Origin of the sequence: Roseomonas aerilata DSM 19363 (assembly GCF_000711725.1) — a bacterium.
In the GTDB taxonomy this organism is placed as follows: Bacteria; Pseudomonadota; Alphaproteobacteria; order Acetobacterales; family Acetobacteraceae; genus Roseomonas; species Roseomonas aerilata.
The window spans coordinates 19,808-38,765 of the sequence record NZ_JONP01000023.1 but is presented as its reverse complement, the minus strand read 5'-3'; the positions used below and the strand labels follow the sequence as shown (position 1 = coordinate 38,765).

Here is an 18,958-nt window from a genome sequence, read left to right as displayed (position 1 = left end):
TTCAGCCCGGCAACAGGATCTCCACGCCGCCATCGACCACGCGGACCGGGTAGGTCCGCAGGTCCCTCTCCGCCGGGCTCGACAGCGCCCGGCCCGTCCGCACGTCGAATCGCGCGTTGTGCAGGGGGCACTCGATCTGGCACCCCTCCAGCAAGCCATCCGACAGCAGGGCGTAGGCGTGCGTGCAGACGTTGTCCGTGGCGTGGACGTCCCCGTCCACGCGGTAGAGCGCGATCTTGCGGCCGTCCGCCTCGACGGCCAGCGGCTCGTCCTCGAGGATCTCAGCGGCGTCGACGACGCGGCGCCACGTCCCGGCCTGGTTCTCCCAGCCTTGGCTCTCCATCGTCCGCCCCTCAGATGCTGTAGAAGTCGAGGACGGTGGGCACGCGGTCGTTCGCCAGGGTGATCACCTTGCGCGCGATCCGCCACTCGTCACGGTCCAGAGCGAGCGTATGAGCGTAGCGCCCGTGCCGCGTGTGCTCCTTGCCGAGCCGCGGATCGTAGACGTGCACGGCGAAGACGGATTCAGCGGCGATCCGGTGCGGCGCCACCTCCACGACCTCCAGGTTGCCGATCTGGTGGACCGTTCGCGGCAGGGGGAGGGCGGTGATGGACTTGCGGGATTCAATCCGCGCGACCCGCTCCTCCAGCCCCTGGCGGGAGTCGTGGTGGATCATGGAGACCTGGGTGAGCGGGTCGGCCGTGGTGCGGTATTCGTCCAGCCAGGCCGGCACCCAGTAGAGGGCGTCCTCCCGGTAGAGGCCTACCCAGGCGTCCCAATCGCCGCGATCGAGCAGGCGGGCCTCGCGGAAGATCACTGCGGCGGCGATCGCGAGCGCGTCCGCGCGGGTCGGTACGATCCCGTCCGTCACGGCGCCGCCTCCTCGCCGCGGCGCATCAGGCGCCGCCACTCGCGGTAGCCCGGGTGGAAGTTCGTCTCGTCGCCGAAGCCAGGCGGGCCAAAGGCGGCGTCGAGCGGCGCGATGCCGAGCTCCGCTGCGTGCGGCCCGGCATCGCCCTTGTCGCCCAGGCCGCGCAGGTAGCCCTGAGTCGGCCCCGCCTCCGCGGCGTAGCCGGTCTGGCAGAACTCGTACATGACGTTGTCGTCGGAGCTGGCGAGGCCGGACGGATTGAAGAAGTCCTCGTAGTTCCGGATCCGCATGGCGCGCAGCGCCGGCGCTTCCCCCACGGGCGCGAGGCAGTGGGAGACCATCTCGGTCCGGTTCGGGCCGAGCGGCCGCCAGGTGCGGAGCTGGGCGGACTGGATGTCGATGACCTGCAGGTTCGGGAAGATCGTCAGATTGCGCTGGCGCAGCATCCACTTCAGCCGCACCGATCCAACCCGCGCCCGCGTCGCCTCCATCCAGTCAGGATCGGCTGACAGCGGCCGGCCGTAGAGGTGCGAGCGCTTCACCGACCAGTTCACGGCGTGGCCCCGGTCGAAGTGGAAGCACCCCTGGCCCTCCGCCTCGTCGGGCGGCTCCTCCTCCGGGAAACCGGCACCGGGCGCGGCCACCTCCTTGCGGCGCTTGAGGATGTCGACGTAGGAGCTGTGCGTGGAGGCGAAGTGGTAGTAGTCGAGCCCGTTCTCGAACTGCAGCTTCCAATTCGCGTCGAAGGTATAGGCGATCTCGCCCGGCACGATCTCCAGCTGCCCCGCCGGGCTCTGGTCCGCCACGAGGTCGAGGAAGGCGCGCGCCTCGCCGAGGTGTTCCGCGAGGTCCGGCACATCGGTGGAGAGGCTGGCGAAGACGAAGCCGCGGTAGCTGTCCAGCCGCGCGACGGGGATCAGGTCATGCCCGGCCTCGCGGAAGCCGTCAGGATAGCCGCCGATCGCCTCGTCCGTCACGCTGACGTTGCGCCCGCCGCTGTCGTAGGCCCAGCCGTGGTAGCGGCAGACGTGGAACTTCTGCCGGCCCTGCCGGAAGGGGCAGACGACCGTGCCGCGGTGGCGGCAGGTGTTGAGGAAGGCGCGCACCCGGCCGTCCTTGTCGCGGGTCATCAGCACGGGCTGGCGGCCGATGTAGGTGGTGATGAAGTCGTGCGGCCGCGCCACCTGCGATGCCAGGCCGAGGAAGACCCAAGTGGCCTCGAAGATGTGGCGCATCTCCGCGGCGTAGACCCGCGGGTCCGTGAAGACGCGGCGGTCCACCGCGAAGACGCCGCTCTCGGGCCGGTCGTCGATCAGGTCGGAGAAGGAGGAGCGGACGCTGTCCGGCGGCACGGAGAGGTTCATGCGGTCCTCGCGGCGTGGTGGTGGAGAGGGATCACGCGGCCACGGCCTTGCGGAGGTCCGTGCCGGGCTCTGCGGCCCGGCCGGCGTCGAGGCGGGCCTCGGCCGCGATCAGGCGTCGGGCGATCGCGAAGTCCCGCGGCGAGTCGAGTCCGGCGGCGCCGACGATCCGTCCGTACCGGAGATGGAGACTGAAGGCAGCGCCGCGCGGCACCACCGTATCAGCCGTCATCGGCGCGCCGGCCACGCGGAGCGTCCGGCCGAACTGGTCGCTCCAAAACCAGGGTACATCCGCCGGCTCCGGCGGCAGCCCGAGCAGCGCCCGAGCAGCGGCGCGCGCCGAGCCGCCGGCATGGAACCACGTCTCCTGCCGGCCGACTCCCTCCCGCGAGGCCACGTCGCCGATGGCGAAGACGTGCGGATCGTCGATGCTGGCGTAGCCCGCATCGACGAGGACGCCGTCGCGGCAGGGCAGGCCCGCCGCCTCGGCCAGCTCCGTCCGGGGCAGGATGCCGATGCCAAGCACGGCGAGATCCGCCTCCAGAACTTCCCCGCCTTCGAGGCGGACCGTCACCCCGCCCTCGTCACCCTCCACCGCGCGGATGGCAACGCCGGTCCGAATGGCCACCCCCTCCTGAGCGTGCAACGCCGCGATCCACTCGGCGGCGTCGGGCGGCACGTTGCGGCCGAGCAGCCGCGGCCCGGCCTCCAGCACAGTTGTCGAGAGACCGGCGGCGCGCAGGCTGGCAGCCACCTCCAGTCCGATCACGCCGCCGCCGATGACGATCACGCTGCGGGCGCCGACCATCCGCCCGCGTAGCTCGCGGGCCTCGTCCAGGGTGGACAGCCGGTGCACGGCTGCGGCGCACGGCACCGACAGCGAACGCGGCCGCCCGCCGGTCGCGAGGACGAGGGCGTCGTAGGGAAGGCGGCGCCCGTCGCAGAGCGTGACCTCCCGCGCCACCCGGTCGATGGCCGTGGCCAGGGTAGAGAGGCGAAGGTCGAAGGCCTCCGCCCAGCGCCAGGGCTCTGCGAGGGGCAGAGGCCGTTCCTCCCCCTGGAGGATCCCCTTGGACAGCGAGGGCCGCTCGTAGGGCGCGTGCGCTTCGTGCCCCACCAGGGTGATGCTCCCGACGAAGCCGAGTTCCCGGAGGGCGAGCGCGTGCGCCCCGCCCGAATGGCCGGCCCCAACGATCAGGACACGGCGGATCGCCTCACGCATTGACGCCCTCCCTGCGAGGTCGGCCTCCGCCGCTTTCTGTTGTCAAATCAATGGTTGTAAAAACATAGGTTGTCAACGAGAATTCTGCCGTGCAGCTACCTGAGGACACACTATGGAGGTGATCACCGGGGATGGCCGACCAGCGCGAGACACGCTTCCGCCGACCGGCGGCGGGAACGCCCCAGGCCGGTACGGCGGAGGTGGTGGACTTCGACCGCTACCTGCCTGTTGTTCTTTCTAAACTCGTCGCCGAGTTGCGGCAGTCCGCGAACGCCTTCTTCCGGCAGCGCTACAGCATCACGCTTCTCGAGTGGCGCATCCTCTCCTTTCTGGCGGCTGAGGGCTCCGCGAGCGCCTACGCGATTGGCACCGAGGCGGAACTAGACAAGGCTGCAGTAAGCCGCTCGCTACGTGCCCTCGAACAGCGTGCGCTGGTCCTTATCGATCGAATGCCCGGGGATGCCCGGGGCAGGCTCGCGGTGACCCTCACCTCGGAGGGACGCGCCCTGCACGACACCATATTCGACGAGATCATGGAGCGGCATGCCCGCCTGGTAGACGGCCTTTCGGCTCCCGCTATCGAGACGTTGCTTGGCAGTCTCGCGCAGCTTCGACGCAATATCCCGTCCATGGGACGCAAGGGTGGGAAAGTGGAGGAGGCTCTCCGGCCAGCCAAACAACGCAGATGACGGTCCCGATGGGTGCTGTTGCTGTTGAGTTCCGCCGAGAGGCCGCTTCATAACGGCTGAGCCGGTCGCCGAACGAGGATCATGGCGGCGGCGAGGGTGAAGAAGGCGACGGCGGAGCTGATAGTGGCCTCGTGGTCGCGGGCGAGGCGTCGGCAGCGGCCGAACCAGGCGCAGGATCTCTCCACCACCCAGCGCCTGGGTTGCACGGCGAAGCCCTTCTGGCCGGGTGTGCTGCCGATGAGGGTGACGACGACGGGCGAGACTCGGGCGACATGCGGACCGGCATAGGGGCGATCGGCAAAGCAGCGGGCGAGAACGGCCAGGGACGGCGCGACATGGCCAGGAGAGCCGCACCGCCGCGGCTGTCGTGGAGGAAGGCGGGCGAGATGGCGCCGAGGCCTCCCGGCCCACGCGCTCGCGGTCGGCCACTGTCAGCGTGTGCGCCAGGTGCTCGAAGGTGCCCGAGCGCGAGAGACGCAGGAACCAGCGATGCACGGTCCCGGGCTCGCCAACCCTGGATCGCCTCTGCCGTGAACCACACGGTGAGACTGCCGCAGGCGTGCAGGCCGGCGTCGTACTCAGCCCAGTTGGTTACCTTCTAGGGCCGTGGTGCATGGATCGGACCTGAGGCCAGAGCGGGGTGGGATGGGGCTGGGGTGCCCCGACGACCCACTGTGGTGCACGGATCGGTCTGGCGGTCTGGCTAGGTTAGGTTCCCGAGGGGTCGGCGGCTCGTCATCCTCCAGGAGAGCGCAGCTTGCGGTACAAGGCCAATGCCGACCGTGGTCACCATATTCCTAAGCAGCGGTTCCGGGCAACGAACTGGGCGGAGTACGATGCGGCCCTGCGCGGGCGCGGCAGTCTGATCGTGTGGTTCACGGAGGCGGCAGTCGCGGCCTGGAAGGGTGAGCCCCGGACCACGCGGGGCGGCCAACCCCGCTATTCGGAGCTGGCTCTCTCCACGGCCCTGACGCTTCTGGCCGTGTTTCGGCTTGCCTTGCGTCAGACCGAAGGCCTGATTGGCTCGATCATCGCCCTGCTCGGGCTGGATCTGGCCGTGCCGGACCACAGCACCCTCAGCCGCAGGGGCGAGACGCTGAAGGTGCCGCAGGCTCGTGCTGGCACGCGCCCCATACACCTGCTGGTGGACAGCACGGGGCTGCGGCTATGTGGCTCGGGCGAGTGGCTCGTCGAGAAGCACGGGAGCAGGGCACGCCGGTCATGGCGCAAGTTGCACATCGGGGTGGACGCCGACACCGGGCGGATCGTCGCGTCCACCCTGACGGCGCACGACGTCGACGACGCCTCGCAGGTTGGCCCCTTGCTCGACCAGGTCGCAGACCCAATCGCCTCGTTCACCGCCGACGGCGCCTACGACCAGGATGGCGTCTATGGTGAGGTCGCTGCACGACATCCCGATGCTGCGGTGATCGTGCCACCCCGGTCCGGTGCCGTACCGAGCGCCACGGCCGGGACGGCGCCAACCCGGCGCGACGAGCACCTCCGGACCATCGCCGAGCGCGGACGCGTGGCCTGGCAGAAGGTGTCTGGCTACAACTGGCGCGCTCTCGTCGAAGCGGACATCAGTAGGTTAAAGCGCGTCATCGGCGGCGCGCTGCGTTCGCGCACCAGCGGGCGCCGTGCGACTGAGGTGACCATCGCTGTAGGTGTGTTGAACCGCATGCTTGAGCTTGGACGCCCGGAGTATGTCCGCGTCCCATGATCCCGGATGCCCCCGCGCCTCACTGCGCTTGCAAGCTGGTCCGTGCAACGCAGTCGAGCGGCGGTGCTTTCCACATCGAGAGCGGGGTCGGGCGCGGAACGGCCGTCTCGCTCTGGTTTCCTGTCGCCGACGGCCCAACCGCTGCCCCTGATGACGTCACCTCCCATTGGAGGCCGACAGATCGGCGAGGCCGCATCCTGCTGGTGGACGACGAGGCTCTCGCGCGGGAGATCACGGCCGAGGGGCTGGAGGGGGCGGGGTTCTCGCTCCTCACCGCCGAGAGCAGCGCGACCGCCCTCGCCCTTCTTGACGCCGGCGAGGCGGTCGACCTCCTCGTGACCGACCTCTCGATGCACGGGATCGATGGCCTTGCCCTCATCCGCGAGGCGCAGCGGCGCCATCCCGGCCTGCCCGCGATCCTGCTGACGGGCTTAGCGATTAGCGATGGACGCGGCCGAGCTCGCGGTCAGCGGCGCTGTCTCAGGATCCCTCTCGCTCCTCCGCAAGCCGGTGAGCACGCTCCTCCTGGCTGATCGTGTATCCGTTCTGCTTTCCGGACCCGACGCACGGCCCCAGCGGCACCCAGCGTGCGACACCGGTCAGCCGGACGAGGCCCTGGGCGTAAGCAGCCATTGACCTTCCATCACTGCCGTGGACACGCGTTCCGGCCTACACGGCCGCGGCGATCCGCCTTCGGCACGCGCTGATCGCCACGGCGATCTGCCCTGCCGGAACCGGCCTGCTAAAGAGGTAGCCCTGGACTTCGTCAAACCTCATCGCTCGCAGGGCGGTGAGTTGCTCCTCGGTCTCGATACCCTCTGCAGTGGTCGTCATGCGGAGTGTCGCGCCAAGGCCGGCGACTGCCCGAACGATGGCTTGGGCTTCGAGGCTGCTAGAGAGGGTTCTGTCAGCTCTCGCGCCAGGGGTGCCCGGATCGGCAAGCGGGGCAGTTTTGGGTAGGCTCCTGACGGGTTGATGGGCGGCTAGGAGCCCGAAATGGAGTGCGTGGGCTGCGGTTCGGCTGAGGTGACTGAGCGGCCGGACTGTACGGCCCAGGGCTACCGGCGCTTCCGGTGCCGCGCCTGCGGCCGAGGGTCTAACGAGCGCAGTTCGGGGGTGCTGAACCGGGCCCACTACCCGAGCGACGTGATTGCCCTCGTGGTTCTGTGGCGCCTCCGCTACCGCCTCAACCTTCGGGACCTCGCGGAGATGTTCCTCCTCCGTGACGTTGTGTTTAGCCATGAGGCGGCGCGGGACTGGGAGGCCAAGCTCGCGCCGGTTCTCGTGGGTGAACTGCGGCAGCGCCGACACGGGAAGAACGGCCCCGGGCGTCGCTTCTGGCACGTGGACGAGATGGGGTATCCCGGCCCGGCGTAGCCGCCGCCCCTTGTTCGGGCGGAGCGGGATGCCTGGTTTGGGAGGGCTGGTAGCAGCCTGCCAGCTTCATGCCCCAGCTCTGGAGGACGGTGCCATGCTCTTTTGTAGACTGGACGTGTCTCTGAAGCAGACCGCGCTCTGCGTAGTGGACGGTGATGGACGGGTGGTCAGGGAGGCCAAGCTGGCCACCGACCCGGAGGTGATCAGCCGCTTTCTCGGGGAGAATGAACTGGGCTGCGAGCGCATTGGTCTGGAGTCCGGAGGAACATCGTCCTGGCTCTGCCTGGAACTGCGCAGGCTTGGGCGCTCTGCCGTGTGTATCGATGCACGACATGCGGCGGCGGCCCTGCAGGCGGGCTTTCGAAACAAGAACGACCGCAATGATGCCCGCGGCATAGCCGAGCTCATGCGCGTGAGAAGCTATCGCGAGGTCTGGATCAAGTCGCAGGAAAGCCAGCGCCGGGGCATACTGCTGACAGCCCGTGGGACACTGCATAGCCAGAGGGTTGCCCTGGAGAACACGGTCCGTGGCCTGCTGCGCCTCGAGGGGATCCACTTCCCAACCCGCGGGAGCCGCTTTGCCGAGGACGTCCTGGAGCGGATCGGTGGGTCGGATGCCTTGCACCTTATCATCCGCCCCCTGCTGGAGGCGCGCGCCACAATCATGCGCCAGATCCTTGCTCTTGACCGGCAGATCATCGCCACGGCCCAGCATGATCCCGTGTGCCGCCTGCTGATGACGATCCCGGGCGTGGGGGCGCATACCGCGCTGTCATTCAAGGCCTGCGTTGATGACCCAGCACGCTTTCAGCAGTCACGAACGGTTGGAGCTCACTTCGGCCTCACGCCCCGACAGTACAGTTCCGGCGAGCTCAACATCAGCGGACGGATTAGCAAGATGGGCGACCGGGGCATGCGAAGGCTGCTCTATGTGGCCGCGAACGCGATGATGACACGCGGCCGCTGGTCAGCCCTGAAGGCCTGGGCCATGCGCCTGGCCAAGGCACGAGGCGCACGGCGCGCCAAAGTGGCCCCGGCACGCCGGCTGGCCGTGACGATGCACGCGATGTGGCGGTCGGGCGAGCCCTTCCGCTGGACGAAGCAGGCCGAGGCTGCCTGAGCGGTGGCCCGGCTGCCCTGCCACACCGTGGCGGGTCCCGCGAGGGACGGGCTGGTTCGAGAGCGCAGCTACGTTTGGTCCCACCTCGGTGAGAGACCGCTGATGAAATCGCTCCGGACCACCTGACCGACCCCATCCTGTGCCGGCCGATCGCGCTGAGCACGTAGAGAAGACTGTCACCTCTGGGACCACGCCGCAGCAACAGTAGGGCAATGAGGACGGACCGCGCACAGCAGATATCAGGGCGGCATCGAAGATGAGAGGAGTTGTTAAAATGAAATAGAAGCGCCTTGACCCGCGAGGCCGGGATAGAGAAAACATACCTGAAGGTCCGTGGACGCTGGTGCTACTTGTATCGGGCGATGGATAGGAACGGTGACCTGGTCGACACCATGCTCAGCGAGCACCGCGACATGGCGGCCGCGCAGGCGTTCTTCCGCTCGGCCAACTCGGCGACAGGCATCGTCCCCGAGAAGGTCACCACAGACGGGCATGGCTCGTACCCACGGGCGATCCGCTCGATGCTTGGCAAGCGGGTCACTCACCGCACTAGTGCTTACAGGAACAACGGGCTTGAGCAGGACCACCGGGGCATCAAAGGCCGCATCCGATGTATGAGCGGGTTCAAGAGCTTCACCTCAGCCGAGCGCTTCTGTCGCAGCTACGACGAACTCCGCAATCACCTCCGCCCTCAAGTCCGTCACAACCAGCATGTTTCCGCCAGTCGCCGTCGCGTGCTTCATCTGCGTCGTACGCAAAGCGCCCTTGCCATTCTCGTGGCAGGATAGAATGACAGCGTCAGCCAACGAGTGACGGCAGTTCTGGCGCGAGCGCTAACAAAACCCCCCGAAGGTGCGTGCTTCGTAGCTGGCGGCGGCTACGACCCCGCGCTCTCGCGAGCCACCGACTGCCAGCGGCTTGCCCGCGAGCGACGGGTCGTCCCGCTGCTCGACCGACGCGTAGCAGGCGTCCATGTCGACGTGGATGATCTTGCGGGCGGGGGTCACGAGCTTGACGCGGAGGGAGGCGGGAGAGGCCTGAAACTACCACGCAGGAGAGCGAACCGGGGCAGCACTGGTGCCCCTCCAAAGCCGGTTCTCATCGAAAGTCCCTGGACTTTGGCAAGGCTGACCTCCGGCTCCCCGGCTCGGGCCGACGCACCTCATCGGCTCGGCCGAAGGTACGCTCCGCCCACTCGCCCCCACTCTCGGCTTGGCTGAGCCCGTCGAGCAAGTCGGAGCGGTCGATCAGGCGCGCGACGATGAGGTGGTTGACCGGCACCTGAGAACGGCCGGCGAATACCGGCGCGCGCACCAATGCCTTCCGGATCTGGCATCATGCCCCTGCCACACCCTCAGTCATGCAGTCGAGAGTCCTGACCCTAGAACGCTCAACAGCCGGTCTTATTAGGTTGTCTATGTCGTTGAGCGCGCTGTTCGCCCACTCCTCCGGTTGGTGCATGCGCTGCCGTTGCGCTCTCCTGCGCCAATGTCTTGCAAGCCTTCTTTAAAGCATTCACCAGAATGTTCTTCCCGGCTTCGATATCTGGCTGTTCTCCACCCAAACCGATTGCGAGCGGCGGCTGCCCTGCCAACAAGGGCAGCGGTACGGCGATGACCGACAGGCCAGGGCGTACGGCGCCACTGCTCTCTGCCCAACCGGCGGCGCGCTCGGCACGCAAATTGGTAAGGAAGCGCGATGTCGGTATCCGGTTGGAAGCGTCCTTCTCCTCGGCGTTCGCGCGCCGCAGGATGCGACCCACTTCCTGGTCTGTCATGCCGAACAGCAGGGCCTTGCCCACAGCCGCCCTGGTCATCGGGCGCAGCATTCCAGCCCTCATGTGACCACCACCTTCGGATACGGAGCGGCGTAGCGTGAGAATGTATTGGACCGAAGCTCCTCGCTGCACACCAATCAGCACAGTCATACCAGTCGTTGTACGCAAGCCTTCTGCAAGGCGGAGTAGGCTGCTTTCTCCGAATAGGCGATCCTGTAGCCAAGCGCCAAGCAACATGACCCTGAGCGTCGGGCGATACCGGCGGTCCACCGGGTCCTGTTCGAGGTAGCCAAGCCGTGCCAATCCAGCGAGCAGAACTGAGGTGCTGGACATCGGTGCGTCAAGATATGCCGCTACCTCGCTTACGCTCGCTGAGCGATGCGTTTCGGCGAAGAGCTCCAGCGTCTCAATAGTGCGGCGGGCTGACTTCACTGCCGTAATTCCGTCCGCCGCCACCTGCCCTCCAAGTTCACATCTGTGAAGCGCCGCGAGGCTATCCGAAGGGTTAGAGTGGTCGCAAGCGCGTCCATGAGCGCAGGCAGAGAGGAACCCGGCCTATGACCTCGGCAGCCCTTGTTGGGCGTCGGACAGCCCTTGTTGTTGCGACAGCTATGACCGCGTCCGGCGTTGCCCAAGCGGCTTACCCCGACCGACCAATCCGGCTTGTCATTCCCTACGGAGGCGGGGGGCAGACAGATATCGTATCCCGCCTGATCGGCGATGGTATGGCGCAGCACCTAGGCCAAGTGGTCCTGCCGGATAACCGTCTGGGAGCGGCGGGCGACATCGCGGCAGAACTGGTCTCACGTGCACCCGCCGATGGTTATACAATTCTCAGTGGATCAACGGGAACGCTGGGTGGCGTCAACGCGGCGCTGTACCGCAACCCCGGCTACGACTGGCAGCACGACCTCATGCCTCTCGGGCTATTCTGCACTGCACAGAATGTCATACTAACTCACGCGTCGCTGCCGGTGCGGACGCTGGCTGAATTCATCGATTACGTGCGGGTACATCCAGACAGCGTGCCCTATGCGTCCTCAGGCATCGGTGCGACAACACATCTTTCCATGGAGATGCTGTTGGAGCAGGCAGGCGGACTACGGATGATCCACGTGCCTTATCGTCAGAGTACCCAAGGAATGACTGACCTCTTGGCCGGTCGCGTGAAGGCGCGCTGCCTGGGCCTGCCGGAGGCGGAGCCAGTCAAAGCTGACCCCAATATCCGAGCTTTAGCTGTGACTGGTGCCGCACGTAACCCGCAGTGGCCGGACGTGCCGACAGTGGCCGAGACCTTGCCGGGCTTCGAGGCCGTGAATGCCTTTGCACTTGGCTTGCCCGCCCGCACTCCAGCCAATATCGTGGTGCGCCTGAGCACAGCACTGAATGACGCCCTCGTCAGCGACACCGTTCGTGCCGGCTTTCTTCGCGTGGGCGCCGATCCGGCGGCGCCGAACACGCCGGCGGAGGCTTCGGCCTTCCTGCGCCAGCGTGGTGAGCGCTGGGCGGCGCTTATTCGCCGGTTGGAGATCGCCGTTCAATGAGCGCTGCCGAAGCAATCGCGGTCAGCATGCCGGAACTGTCCACCTGGATCGGCCGGAGCCGCGTGGATGAGGAAGAGATCACCTTGTCGGCGGTACGCCGGATCGCCGCGACCTTCGACAGCGATCCCAATAAGGTCGCGCCCGGCGATGCGCTGCCACCGCACTGGTTTGGGCTGTTCTTCGCTGACATTCCACGCCAGTCGGCCATCGGTCCAGATGGGCATGCGCGGGCCGGGGAGTTTCTGCCGCCCATCCCGCTACCGCGTCGCATGGGTGCCGGGCGGCGGGTTCGCACTCCTGGCACGCTGCGCGTGGGCGACATGGTGTCGCGGCGGACTGAGGTGGCCGCCATCACTCCCAAAACGGGGCGGACTGGCGAGATGGTGTTGCTGACAATGCGCCGGACGGTGGAAGCGCGTGGTGAGGTGATCGCTGTGGAAGAGTTCGACGCGCTGTACCGTGAGGCCGTGCGGCCTGGCGCCTCCAGCGCGACCAATCCGCCCGTGCGAGCGCCCACCGACGCGGTCTGGACAGACATCGTGCCCATCGACCCCGTGCAGGTGTTTCGCTACGGCGCCATCACCTGGAACGCGCACCGGATCCATTACGACGCCGACTATGCCCGTGGCGTCGAGGGCTACCCGGGAGTGGTGCAGAACGGGGGCCTGACGATGCACCTGATGGTGGATGCCGCTCTAAGGCGAGCGCCAGATCCTCTGAAATGCTTCAGCGCCCGGCTCGCGCGACCGATGTTCGTGGGTGACCACATGACCCTTCGTGGCGCCGCAACGGAAGGGGGCGGCATGCACGTTTGGGCCGCTGACAAGGATGGCTTCCTGGCAGCGGAGATGACGTTGGAGTTCGCCGCATGAGCGGCCCGCTCGCGGGTGTCCGGGTGGTGGACCTAACCTCCGTTGTGGTTGGCCCGATCTGCACGCGCACCCTGGCCGACCAGGGAGCAGAGGTCGTGAAGGTGGAGCCGCCTGGGGGAGATCTTCTTCGAAACTTAGCCCAGGGCAGCCGGAATCCCGGGATGTCCGGCAAGTTCATCCAGTTCAACCGCAACAAGCGCTCAGTTTGCCTCGACCTCAAGCGGTCCGAGGGGATGGCCGCGATGCGGCGCCTAGTCGAGGAAGCTGATGTCTTTGTCTCCAATATCCGACCTTCGGCACTCGCCCGGCTGGGGTTGGACCATCAGGCGCTGTCCGGCGTGAACCCACGTCTGATCCATTGCAGCATCCTCGCTTTCGGCTCTGGCGGCCGCTACGCCGAGCGCCCTGCCTACGATCCCATCATCCAAAGCCTGTCAGGTGTGGCTGCCACCTTCGAGCGGGCCACAGGGGAGCCGCGCTTCGTCCCGATGGTGATGACGGACCACATCACGGGCATCATTGCCGCCCAGTGCATCGGCTTCGCGCTGTATCGGCGCGAGCGCACGGGCGTCGGGGAGGCGGTGGAAGTGCCCATGTTTGAGAACATGGCATCCTTTGTGATGAGCGAGCACATGAGTGCGGCGACCTTCGACCCGCCAGTTGGCCCGACCGGCGACAACCGCATTCTTAGTCCTGAATACCGTCCGATGGCGACGAAGGATGGCTACGTCACCGTCGGTCCCAACACCAACGCCCAGGCCTTCGGCTTCTTCGAGGCGATCGGCAGGCCCGAACTGCGGGACGACCCCCGCTTCTGCTCCGCGACCGCACGCACCGCGAACGCCGCGGCCTACTTCCGCCTGCGTATGGAAGCGCTGCGTGAGCGGACGACAGCGGAGTGGCTCGATCTTCTCGGGTCGCGCGACATTCCCTGCGCCCGCTACAACACGCTGGAGGACCTGATGGAGGATCCCCACCTTGCCGACCGGGGCTTCTTCCGGGAGGAGGATCACCCGAGTGAGGGGCGCCTGCGCCGAACCGCTGTGCCGAACCAATTTGGCGGCGGTATGCGAGAGGAGGAGCTGCACGCCCCGCGATTGGGGGAACACACACGAGAAGTGCTACGGCAGGCCGGGTACCAAGACGCGGAGGTCGACCAGCTGATTGGGGCCGGTGCCGCGCAGGTGGCCACACGATGAATTGGCGCTCTCTCCTCTTCGTTCCAGCAACGGCGGAGCGGTTCATCGCAAAGGCGCATACGCGTGGCGCGGACGCGATCATCCTGGACCTCGAGGATTCAATCCCTCCCTCCGAGAAGGGAGCTGCCCGACACGCGCTGGTTGGCGCCGTTCCGCGCGTCTCGCAGGAGGGTGCCGCAGTCGTCGTGCGGATCAATCAGCCACTGTCATTGGCGGTGCCGGACATCGCGGCAGCCGTAGGGCCGGGCGTCGCGGCGCTGATGCTGACCAAGGTGCTCGGCCCCGACCATGTCCGCCTCCTCTCCGACGCGGTGACCGACCGTGAGGCGGCTTGCGGCATGCCTGTGGGCAGCACAAAGTTCCTGGCATTGGTCGAGACGGTAGCCGCCCTGCCGCAGATGGCAGCGATCGCCGGCGCGGATCCGAGAGTGGCGGGCATGGGTATCGGGGGAGAGGATTTGGCAACGGAGCTCGGCGCTGCGCCGACGGCCGATGGGCTGTATGTCTGGGCCGCCCAGTGCATCGCGGCCTGCCGAGCGGCGGGGATCGTGCCGATGGGCTCGTTGGGCAGCCTCTCCAACCTGGAAGACCTGGAGGGTTATCGGGCGGGACTGCGCCGCGCGCGCGCCTTGGGCTTCGCCGCGGCATCCTGCATCCACCCGGCCCATGTGCCCGTCATCAACGAGGAGTACGGCGCGACGGAGGAGGAGCTAGACCGGGCCCGCCGCCTCGTTGCGGCCTTCGACGTGGCGCTCTCCCAAAGATCGGGTGCGGTAGCCTTCGAGGGGCGGATGATCGACTTGCCCATTGTCGAGCGCGCGCGCCGCTTGCTGGCACGTGCTCAGAGTTGGAGAACCAAAACCACATGACCGAACGGCGGCTACGTTTGTCAGGTGCTTGGCAAAACCCGCGTTACTGTGAGTCGTTACCTGCGCTTCGGGCAAAATATTGAGCGAAGTTGACGGGGCGCCTGTGGCAGGCTGCCTCGGAGACCTCCACTCAGCTTTGACTGAGGAGCGTATCACCGTCTGCGCCCATCAAAGCCGGTACTTGTACTGGTGGTAATGCTCGGTTGGTTGGCTGTAGGGCTTACTCCTTCGGCGGTTGTGTTGCGAAGTTCGCAACGGGTCGCAAACAGCTGTGATAGCGGGCAGACCGGGCAGCAACCTGGACAGCTTCTCGACGCAGGCGGCTTCAGCCTGTATGTCGCGCCCGTCGATCTTCCGAGGCTGTATCTTCCTCACCATCGCCATGACCTTGTAGCCCGCCTATGTTCGTCTCGCGTCTAGAGGCAGCCGAGCCCAAGCCTGATCAGGTGCTTCGTCTGACAGATCCGCCACGCGCCTCGGAGACGAGCCAGGGTCGGCGCTCTGCGTCGTGCGCTTGGAAGGCAGCGATTGCCGGCTCGCGTGTCATTGTCAGACCGATCGGGTCCATCCCTTCCAGCAGCATCCTCCTTCGCAGGGGCTCCACTTGGAAGGAAAGGCTAACGCCCTCTCCGCGAATCTCCTGCCGTTCCAGATCCACCGTCAAAATCGGGTGCCGCTCTACCAAGGAGCGCAGTGCTGCCACCTCCTCCGCTGGAAGGCGGACCGGCAGCATGCCATTCTCGAAGAGGTTGTCGTGAAAGGCACCGCCAAAGGAAGGCGCAATGACGCTGCGGATCCCGAAGCCATGCAGTGCCCAGACCGCCGTCTCGCGCGCCGAGCCGCAGCCGAAGTTCTCGGCGCCGACGAGGATGCATGCCTGGTTGAAGGGCGCTTGGTTAAGGGTGCAGGCAGGATTCGGTGAGCCGTCCGGAAGGAAGCGCCAGGATTCAAGCGCGTAGGGCCCGAGCTCCGCGCGCGGAACGCCGGCGGAGCGCTCGACACGGATGATCATGTCCGTGTCGAGGTTGTTCATTGGAACGGGCGCTGCCGGCCCGGTCAGTTTGGTGAAGGAGTCCATCGGTTCAGCTCCTTGGATCGACGATCGCGCCGGAAACGGCGGCGCGTGCCGCCATGGCGGGGCTGGCGAGGTGCGTGCGTGCACCCGGGCCCTGCCGGCCGACAAAGTTCCGATTTGAGGTGGACACGCAGCGCGCTCCCGACGGCACGAACTCGCCATTCGCGCCGACGCAAAGCGAGCAGCCCGGCTCGCGCCACTCGAAGCCGGCCTTGCGGAAGACCTCGTCCAGCCCTTCGGCCTCCGCGGCGCGCTTCACACCCTGTGAACCCGCGACAACCCAGGCCGTCACGCCCGGCGCTACCCGGCCGTCCCCGAGCGCGAAGGCGGCCTCCCGCAGGTCGGAGAGGCGGGCATTCGTGCAGGAGCCGATGAAGACCTGGTCTACCTTCTGGCCGAGCAAGAGCTCGCCCGCTACGAGGCCCATATAATTCAGCGCGTCGGCCCAAGCCTTGCGGCGTGTGTCGTCAGGCGCGACCGCCGGATCGGGAATCCGGCCGTCCACGGGCATAACGTGCTCAGGGCTAGTGCCCCAGGTGATCTGCGGGGCGAGGCCCGCGATGCCAACCGCAACATCCCGGTCGAAGACCGCGCCCTCATCCGTTCGGAGAGCCTGCCAATCCTTCACGGCGGCGTTCCAGTAAGCTGAGCCAGGGGCGTGGCGGCGGCCTTGAAGCCATGTGAAGACTGTCTCGTCCGGCGCCACCATTCCGATTTTGGCGCCCAGCTCGACGGCCATGTTGCAGAGGGTCATACGGCCCTCAACGCCGAGGGCACGTATGGCCGGGCCGGCGAACTCGATGGCGTGGCCAACGCCGCCGCCCGCCCCCACCACCGCGAGTGCCGCAAGCGCCAGGTCCTTCGCGGTGATGCCGGCTGGCGCCTCGCCCTCGAAGCGAATCCGCATGGACCGGGGCTTGCGCTGGACGATGGTCGAGGTGGCGAGGACATGCGCCACCTCGGAGAAGCCAATGCCCCAGGCGAGGGCGCCGAGCGCGCCGTGCGTGCTGGTATGGCTGTCGGGGCAGACGACGAGCATGCCCGGATGGGTCAGGCCCAGCTCCGGTCCGGCAACGTGGGCAATGCCCTGATCCGGGTGATCGATGTCAAGCAGCACCACGCCGTGGCGTTCGCAGCCTGTGCGCATTGCGGCGAGGTGCTTCGCTGTCCACGGCGCACCCCCGGCACGTCCGGGAGCAGAGGAGACGACGTGGTCGACGACACCAATGGTGCGGTCCGGGTCCCGCACCGGGAGACCGCGTTCCTCCAGCACCCCGAAAGCGCCGGCGCGCATCTCAAGGAGGTAGTGACGGTCGACATTCATCAAATCCACGCCGGGCGCGAGCGCCTCGATGACGTGGCGGTCCCAAAGCTTGTCCAGCAGCGTGCGACCCATATCTTCCCTCTCCGACACCACCTATGGGCGTTCCTTCAGCCGGGCCCATCCCGGAAGCTCGAGACGTCGCCATCAAGTTCGGCCGTCAGTGCCTTCGCCTCCTGCCACAGCACTTCCGTCATCTCAGCGCGGTGCGCCTCGTCGCGGAAGCGGGTGCAGGTGCCGCTGACGGTGAGCGCGCCGGCAAGCACGGCGCCGTTGCGAAAAACCGGTGCGCTGATCGCTGCGACCTCAGGCGTCCGCTCGCCGAAGGAGGTGTGGATCAGTGGAAGGCCGGGACGGTATCCAGTCTCGAAGCAGCGCAGCAGGTGGCCCGCGGCGCCCTTCATCGGTAGCAGCGTTCCGATGGTGACCCAGTCGCGCACCTCTTGCCGGCCCTCCACGCGTGCCAGGCAGAGGCGCGCCTCGCCCTCGCGAACGAAGAAGGATGCCGCTTCCTGCGTCGCGGCGGCGAGCCGTGTGAGAGCGGGATCAAGCGCCGCTCGGAGGTCGAAGCCGTTCGCGTAGCACTGGCCGAGCCGGAACAGGACCGGCCCCAGACGATAACGTCCATCCGCTTGGCGGACCGCATAGCGGCAGCGCTCCAGGGATGCGAGTAGCCGGAGCAGCGTGCTTTTGTAGAGGCCGGTACGCTGCGCGAGATCGACTAGACTGACCGGTCCCCCGGCCGCGCCCAGCTCGTCCAGCACGGCGAGCCCTCGCTCAAGCGCCGTGACCCCGGGGGACGCCCAACTCCTGGCCGCCTCATTTGCCTTTTCTTCAGCCGACTTGACCTGCATGTCCGAAGACTGCCACCTTCACTAGAACAGAACAAGCATTCTGCACAACAGAACGACGTCGCGACACTTAGTCTGCGCGATTTGGGAGAGAGCGATGCAAACTGTCCCGCCGCTACGCCGCCGCGTCATGCTGGGACTTCCAGCTGCGTTCGCCCTGCCTTCCGCGGGACGTGCTCAAGCGCCCTGGCCCGAGAGGCCTGTTCGGATCGTCGTGAACTACGCGGCAGGCGGCGCGGCCGACACCATTGCGCGGCTCCTCCAGCCCCGGATGTCCGAGGCGTTAGGGCAGAGCGTGGTCATCGAGAATCGCACGGGGGCAGGTGGTACGGTCGGTGCGGCAGCGGTAGCCCGCAGCCCGGCCGACGGATACACCCTGCTCTTCGATTCCGCAGCCCATGTCGTCGCGCCGCTGCTCTTCCGAAACCTGCCCGTCGATTATGAAACAGCCTTCACCTATCTCGGCCGCGCCACGGTCCAGGCTTATGTCTGGGTCATCGGCGCGCGTTTTCCGGCACGCAGCGTGGCGGAGTTCATCGCCGCCGCGCGGGAGCGTCCACAGCCGGTCACGTTCGGCTCGCCAGGCGTAGGCAGCAGCGGCCATATCGCTGGAGAGGCGTTCGCCCAGGCCGCAGGACTGCGCTTCGAGCACATTCCCTATCGCGGCGGTGCCGAGGCGGCGAATGACCTCGCGGCCGGTAATCTGGAGGCGGCGTGCATCACACTCTCCTCAGCGGCGCCCATCGTAGAGGGGGGAAGGGCGCGAATGCTCGCGACCACCGGCGCGACACGTGCCGCCTCGCAGCCCAACTTGCCGACGCTCGCAGAGAGCGGGCTAACCGGTTTTGATGTGACGAGCTGGCTCGGCCTGTTCGGGCCTGCGGGCCTGCCGGCGCCGATCGTGGAGAAAGCAGGAGCCGCACTTATTGCAGCGGGCAGCGACTTGGCCACCCGCCAGCGCCTCGCCGCTGCAGGCTTCGAGGCCGCGCCGACCGATGCCCGGGACTTCGCCGAGCAGGTCCGCCGCGATCGCCAGACCTTCGGCGCCGTCGTTCGCCGCGCAGGGATTCAGCCGAGCTGACACTG

At 67.1% G+C, this 18,958-nt stretch carries 20 protein-coding genes and 2 pseudogenes; 11 read left to right on the top strand and 11 right to left on the bottom strand.

What is annotated here, in order from left to right; translation table 11 throughout:
* Position 1 precedes the first annotated feature (1 nt).
* From BO39_RS21210 to BO39_RS21195, 4 genes are read right to left on the bottom strand one after another with little or no spacing between them, the layout of a single operon-like run.
* A complete protein-coding gene (locus BO39_RS21210) occupies positions 2-343 on the bottom strand; it encodes a non-heme iron oxygenase ferredoxin subunit (RefSeq protein WP_043837204.1) in 342 nt (113 codons plus the stop codon).
* A 10-nt stretch (positions 344-353) separates the two neighbouring features.
* Positions 354-872 (bottom strand): aromatic-ring-hydroxylating dioxygenase subunit beta, encoded by a 519-nt coding sequence (locus tag BO39_RS21205; RefSeq protein WP_211257503.1) that lies wholly within the window; start codon positions 870-872, stop codon positions 354-356.
* Complete coding sequence (locus tag BO39_RS21200; protein WP_052402404.1) at positions 869-2,236, bottom strand: aromatic ring-hydroxylating oxygenase subunit alpha; 1,368 nt, start codon at positions 2,234-2,236, stop codon at positions 869-871. Before BO39_RS21200 ends, BO39_RS21205 begins: the two co-directional genes overlap by 4 nt.
* 31 nt (positions 2,237-2,267) lie before the next feature.
* Positions 2,268-3,455: an NAD(P)/FAD-dependent oxidoreductase gene (locus BO39_RS21195; protein WP_043837201.1), complete on the bottom strand. Its 1,188-nt coding sequence runs from the start codon at positions 3,453-3,455 to the stop codon at positions 2,268-2,270.
* A 131-nt stretch (positions 3,456-3,586) separates the two neighbouring features.
* Between BO39_RS21195 and BO39_RS21190 the strand changes: the two genes are divergently transcribed.
* Entirely contained in the window at positions 3,587-4,144 is a 558-nt protein-coding gene (locus BO39_RS21190; protein WP_043837199.1) for a MarR family winged helix-turn-helix transcriptional regulator, read from the top strand.
* A 47-nt stretch (positions 4,145-4,191) separates the two neighbouring features.
* Here the strand turns inward: BO39_RS21190 and BO39_RS35270 are convergent.
* Positions 4,192-4,642, bottom strand: a pseudogene (locus BO39_RS35270) (transposase family protein); the annotation flags it as partial.
* Between the two features lie 259 nt (positions 4,643-4,901).
* Between BO39_RS35270 and BO39_RS21180 the strand changes: the two are divergent.
* Together BO39_RS21180 and BO39_RS33700 are read left to right on the top strand one after the other, a co-directional pair.
* Positions 4,902-5,867: an IS5 family transposase gene (locus BO39_RS21180; protein ID WP_043837196.1), complete on the top strand. Its 966-nt coding sequence runs from the start codon at positions 4,902-4,904 to the stop codon at positions 5,865-5,867.
* A gap of 203 nt (positions 5,868-6,070) precedes the next feature.
* Complete coding sequence (locus BO39_RS33700) at positions 6,071-6,400, top strand: response regulator (protein ID WP_169742800.1); 330 nt, start codon at positions 6,071-6,073, stop codon at positions 6,398-6,400.
* Positions 6,401-6,536: 136 nt separating this feature from the next.
* Here BO39_RS33700 and BO39_RS35265 read toward each other — a convergent pair whose 3' ends face one another.
* The gene (locus BO39_RS35265; protein WP_156963813.1) at positions 6,537-7,001 is read right to left on the bottom strand and encodes an EAL domain-containing protein; all 465 of its coding nucleotides are present in this window, start codon (positions 6,999-7,001) and stop codon (positions 6,537-6,539) included.
* Between BO39_RS35265 and BO39_RS34525 the strand changes: the two genes are divergently transcribed.
* The 3 genes from BO39_RS34525 to BO39_RS21160 all read left to right on the top strand — a co-directional run bounded on the left by BO39_RS34525 (position 6,984) and on the right by BO39_RS21160 (position 9,152).
* Entirely contained in the window at positions 6,984-7,244 is a 261-nt protein-coding gene (locus tag BO39_RS34525) for an IS6 family transposase (RefSeq protein ID WP_169742797.1), read from the top strand. The two genes, BO39_RS35265 and BO39_RS34525, sit on opposite strands and share 18 nt — an antisense overlap.
* Before the next feature lie 94 nt (positions 7,245-7,338).
* Entirely contained in the window at positions 7,339-8,364 is a 1,026-nt protein-coding gene (locus tag BO39_RS21165; RefSeq protein ID WP_043837195.1) for an IS110 family RNA-guided transposase, read from the top strand.
* A gap of 290 nt (positions 8,365-8,654) precedes the next feature.
* Positions 8,655-9,152: a DDE-type integrase/transposase/recombinase gene (locus BO39_RS21160; RefSeq protein WP_052402401.1), complete on the top strand. Its 498-nt coding sequence runs from the start codon at positions 8,655-8,657 to the stop codon at positions 9,150-9,152.
* 57 nt (positions 9,153-9,209) lie between these two features.
* On the opposite strand, the pseudogene BO39_RS31340 reads toward BO39_RS21160, so the two are convergent.
* Positions 9,210-9,338, bottom strand: a pseudogene (locus BO39_RS31340) (Y-family DNA polymerase); the annotation flags it as partial.
* Positions 9,339-9,754: 416 nt separating this feature from the next.
* Complete coding sequence (locus BO39_RS35580; RefSeq protein ID WP_169742799.1) at positions 9,755-10,573, bottom strand: IclR family transcriptional regulator; 819 nt, start codon at positions 10,571-10,573, stop codon at positions 9,755-9,757.
* Between the two features lie 125 nt (positions 10,574-10,698).
* On the opposite strand from BO39_RS35580, the gene BO39_RS31330 reads away from it, so the two are divergent.
* Genes BO39_RS31330 through BO39_RS21135 form a run of 4 tightly spaced genes read left to right on the top strand, consistent with a single transcriptional unit; the run spans position 10,699 to position 14,625 of the window.
* A complete protein-coding gene (locus BO39_RS31330; RefSeq protein WP_084698328.1) occupies positions 10,699-11,685 on the top strand; it encodes a Bug family tripartite tricarboxylate transporter substrate binding protein in 987 nt (328 codons plus the stop codon).
* Positions 11,682-12,557 (top strand): HTD2 family dehydratase, encoded by an 876-nt coding sequence (locus BO39_RS21145; RefSeq protein WP_052402400.1) that lies wholly within the window; start codon positions 11,682-11,684, stop codon positions 12,555-12,557. The genes BO39_RS31330 and BO39_RS21145 overlap by 4 nt, the downstream gene beginning before the upstream one ends.
* Positions 12,554-13,756, top strand: a complete 1,203-nt coding sequence (locus tag BO39_RS21140) for a CaiB/BaiF CoA transferase family protein (RefSeq protein ID WP_043837189.1) — start codon at positions 12,554-12,556, stop codon at positions 13,754-13,756. The genes BO39_RS21145 and BO39_RS21140 overlap by 4 nt, the downstream gene beginning before the upstream one ends.
* Positions 13,753-14,625: an HpcH/HpaI aldolase/citrate lyase family protein gene (locus BO39_RS21135; RefSeq protein ID WP_043837187.1), complete on the top strand. Its 873-nt coding sequence runs from the start codon at positions 13,753-13,755 to the stop codon at positions 14,623-14,625. The genes BO39_RS21140 and BO39_RS21135 overlap by 4 nt, the downstream gene beginning before the upstream one ends.
* A 442-nt stretch (positions 14,626-15,067) precedes the next feature.
* Here the strand turns inward: BO39_RS21135 and leuD are convergent, their stop codons facing one another.
* The 3 genes from leuD to BO39_RS21120 are packed head-to-tail and all read right to left on the bottom strand — an operon-like array spanning position 15,068 to position 17,875.
* A complete protein-coding gene (gene leuD / locus BO39_RS21130) occupies positions 15,068-15,703 on the bottom strand; it encodes a 3-isopropylmalate dehydratase small subunit (protein ID WP_043837185.1) in 636 nt (211 codons plus the stop codon).
* A gap of 4 nt (positions 15,704-15,707) precedes the next feature.
* Complete coding sequence (locus BO39_RS21125; protein WP_043837183.1) at positions 15,708-17,096, bottom strand: 3-isopropylmalate dehydratase large subunit; 1,389 nt, start codon at positions 17,094-17,096, stop codon at positions 15,708-15,710.
* Positions 17,097-17,131: 35 nt separating this feature from the next.
* Positions 17,132-17,875 carry an IclR family transcriptional regulator gene (locus tag BO39_RS21120; protein WP_043837181.1) on the bottom strand — a complete coding sequence of 248 codons (744 nt, stop codon included), beginning with the start codon at positions 17,873-17,875 and terminating at the stop codon, positions 17,132-17,134.
* A gap of 211 nt (positions 17,876-18,086) precedes the next feature.
* On the opposite strand from BO39_RS21120, the gene BO39_RS21115 reads away from it, so the two are divergent.
* Positions 18,087-18,953, top strand: coding sequence for a Bug family tripartite tricarboxylate transporter substrate binding protein (locus BO39_RS21115; protein WP_052402397.1), 867 nt, complete (start codon positions 18,087-18,089; stop codon positions 18,951-18,953).
* Positions 18,954-18,958 lie beyond the last annotated feature (5 nt).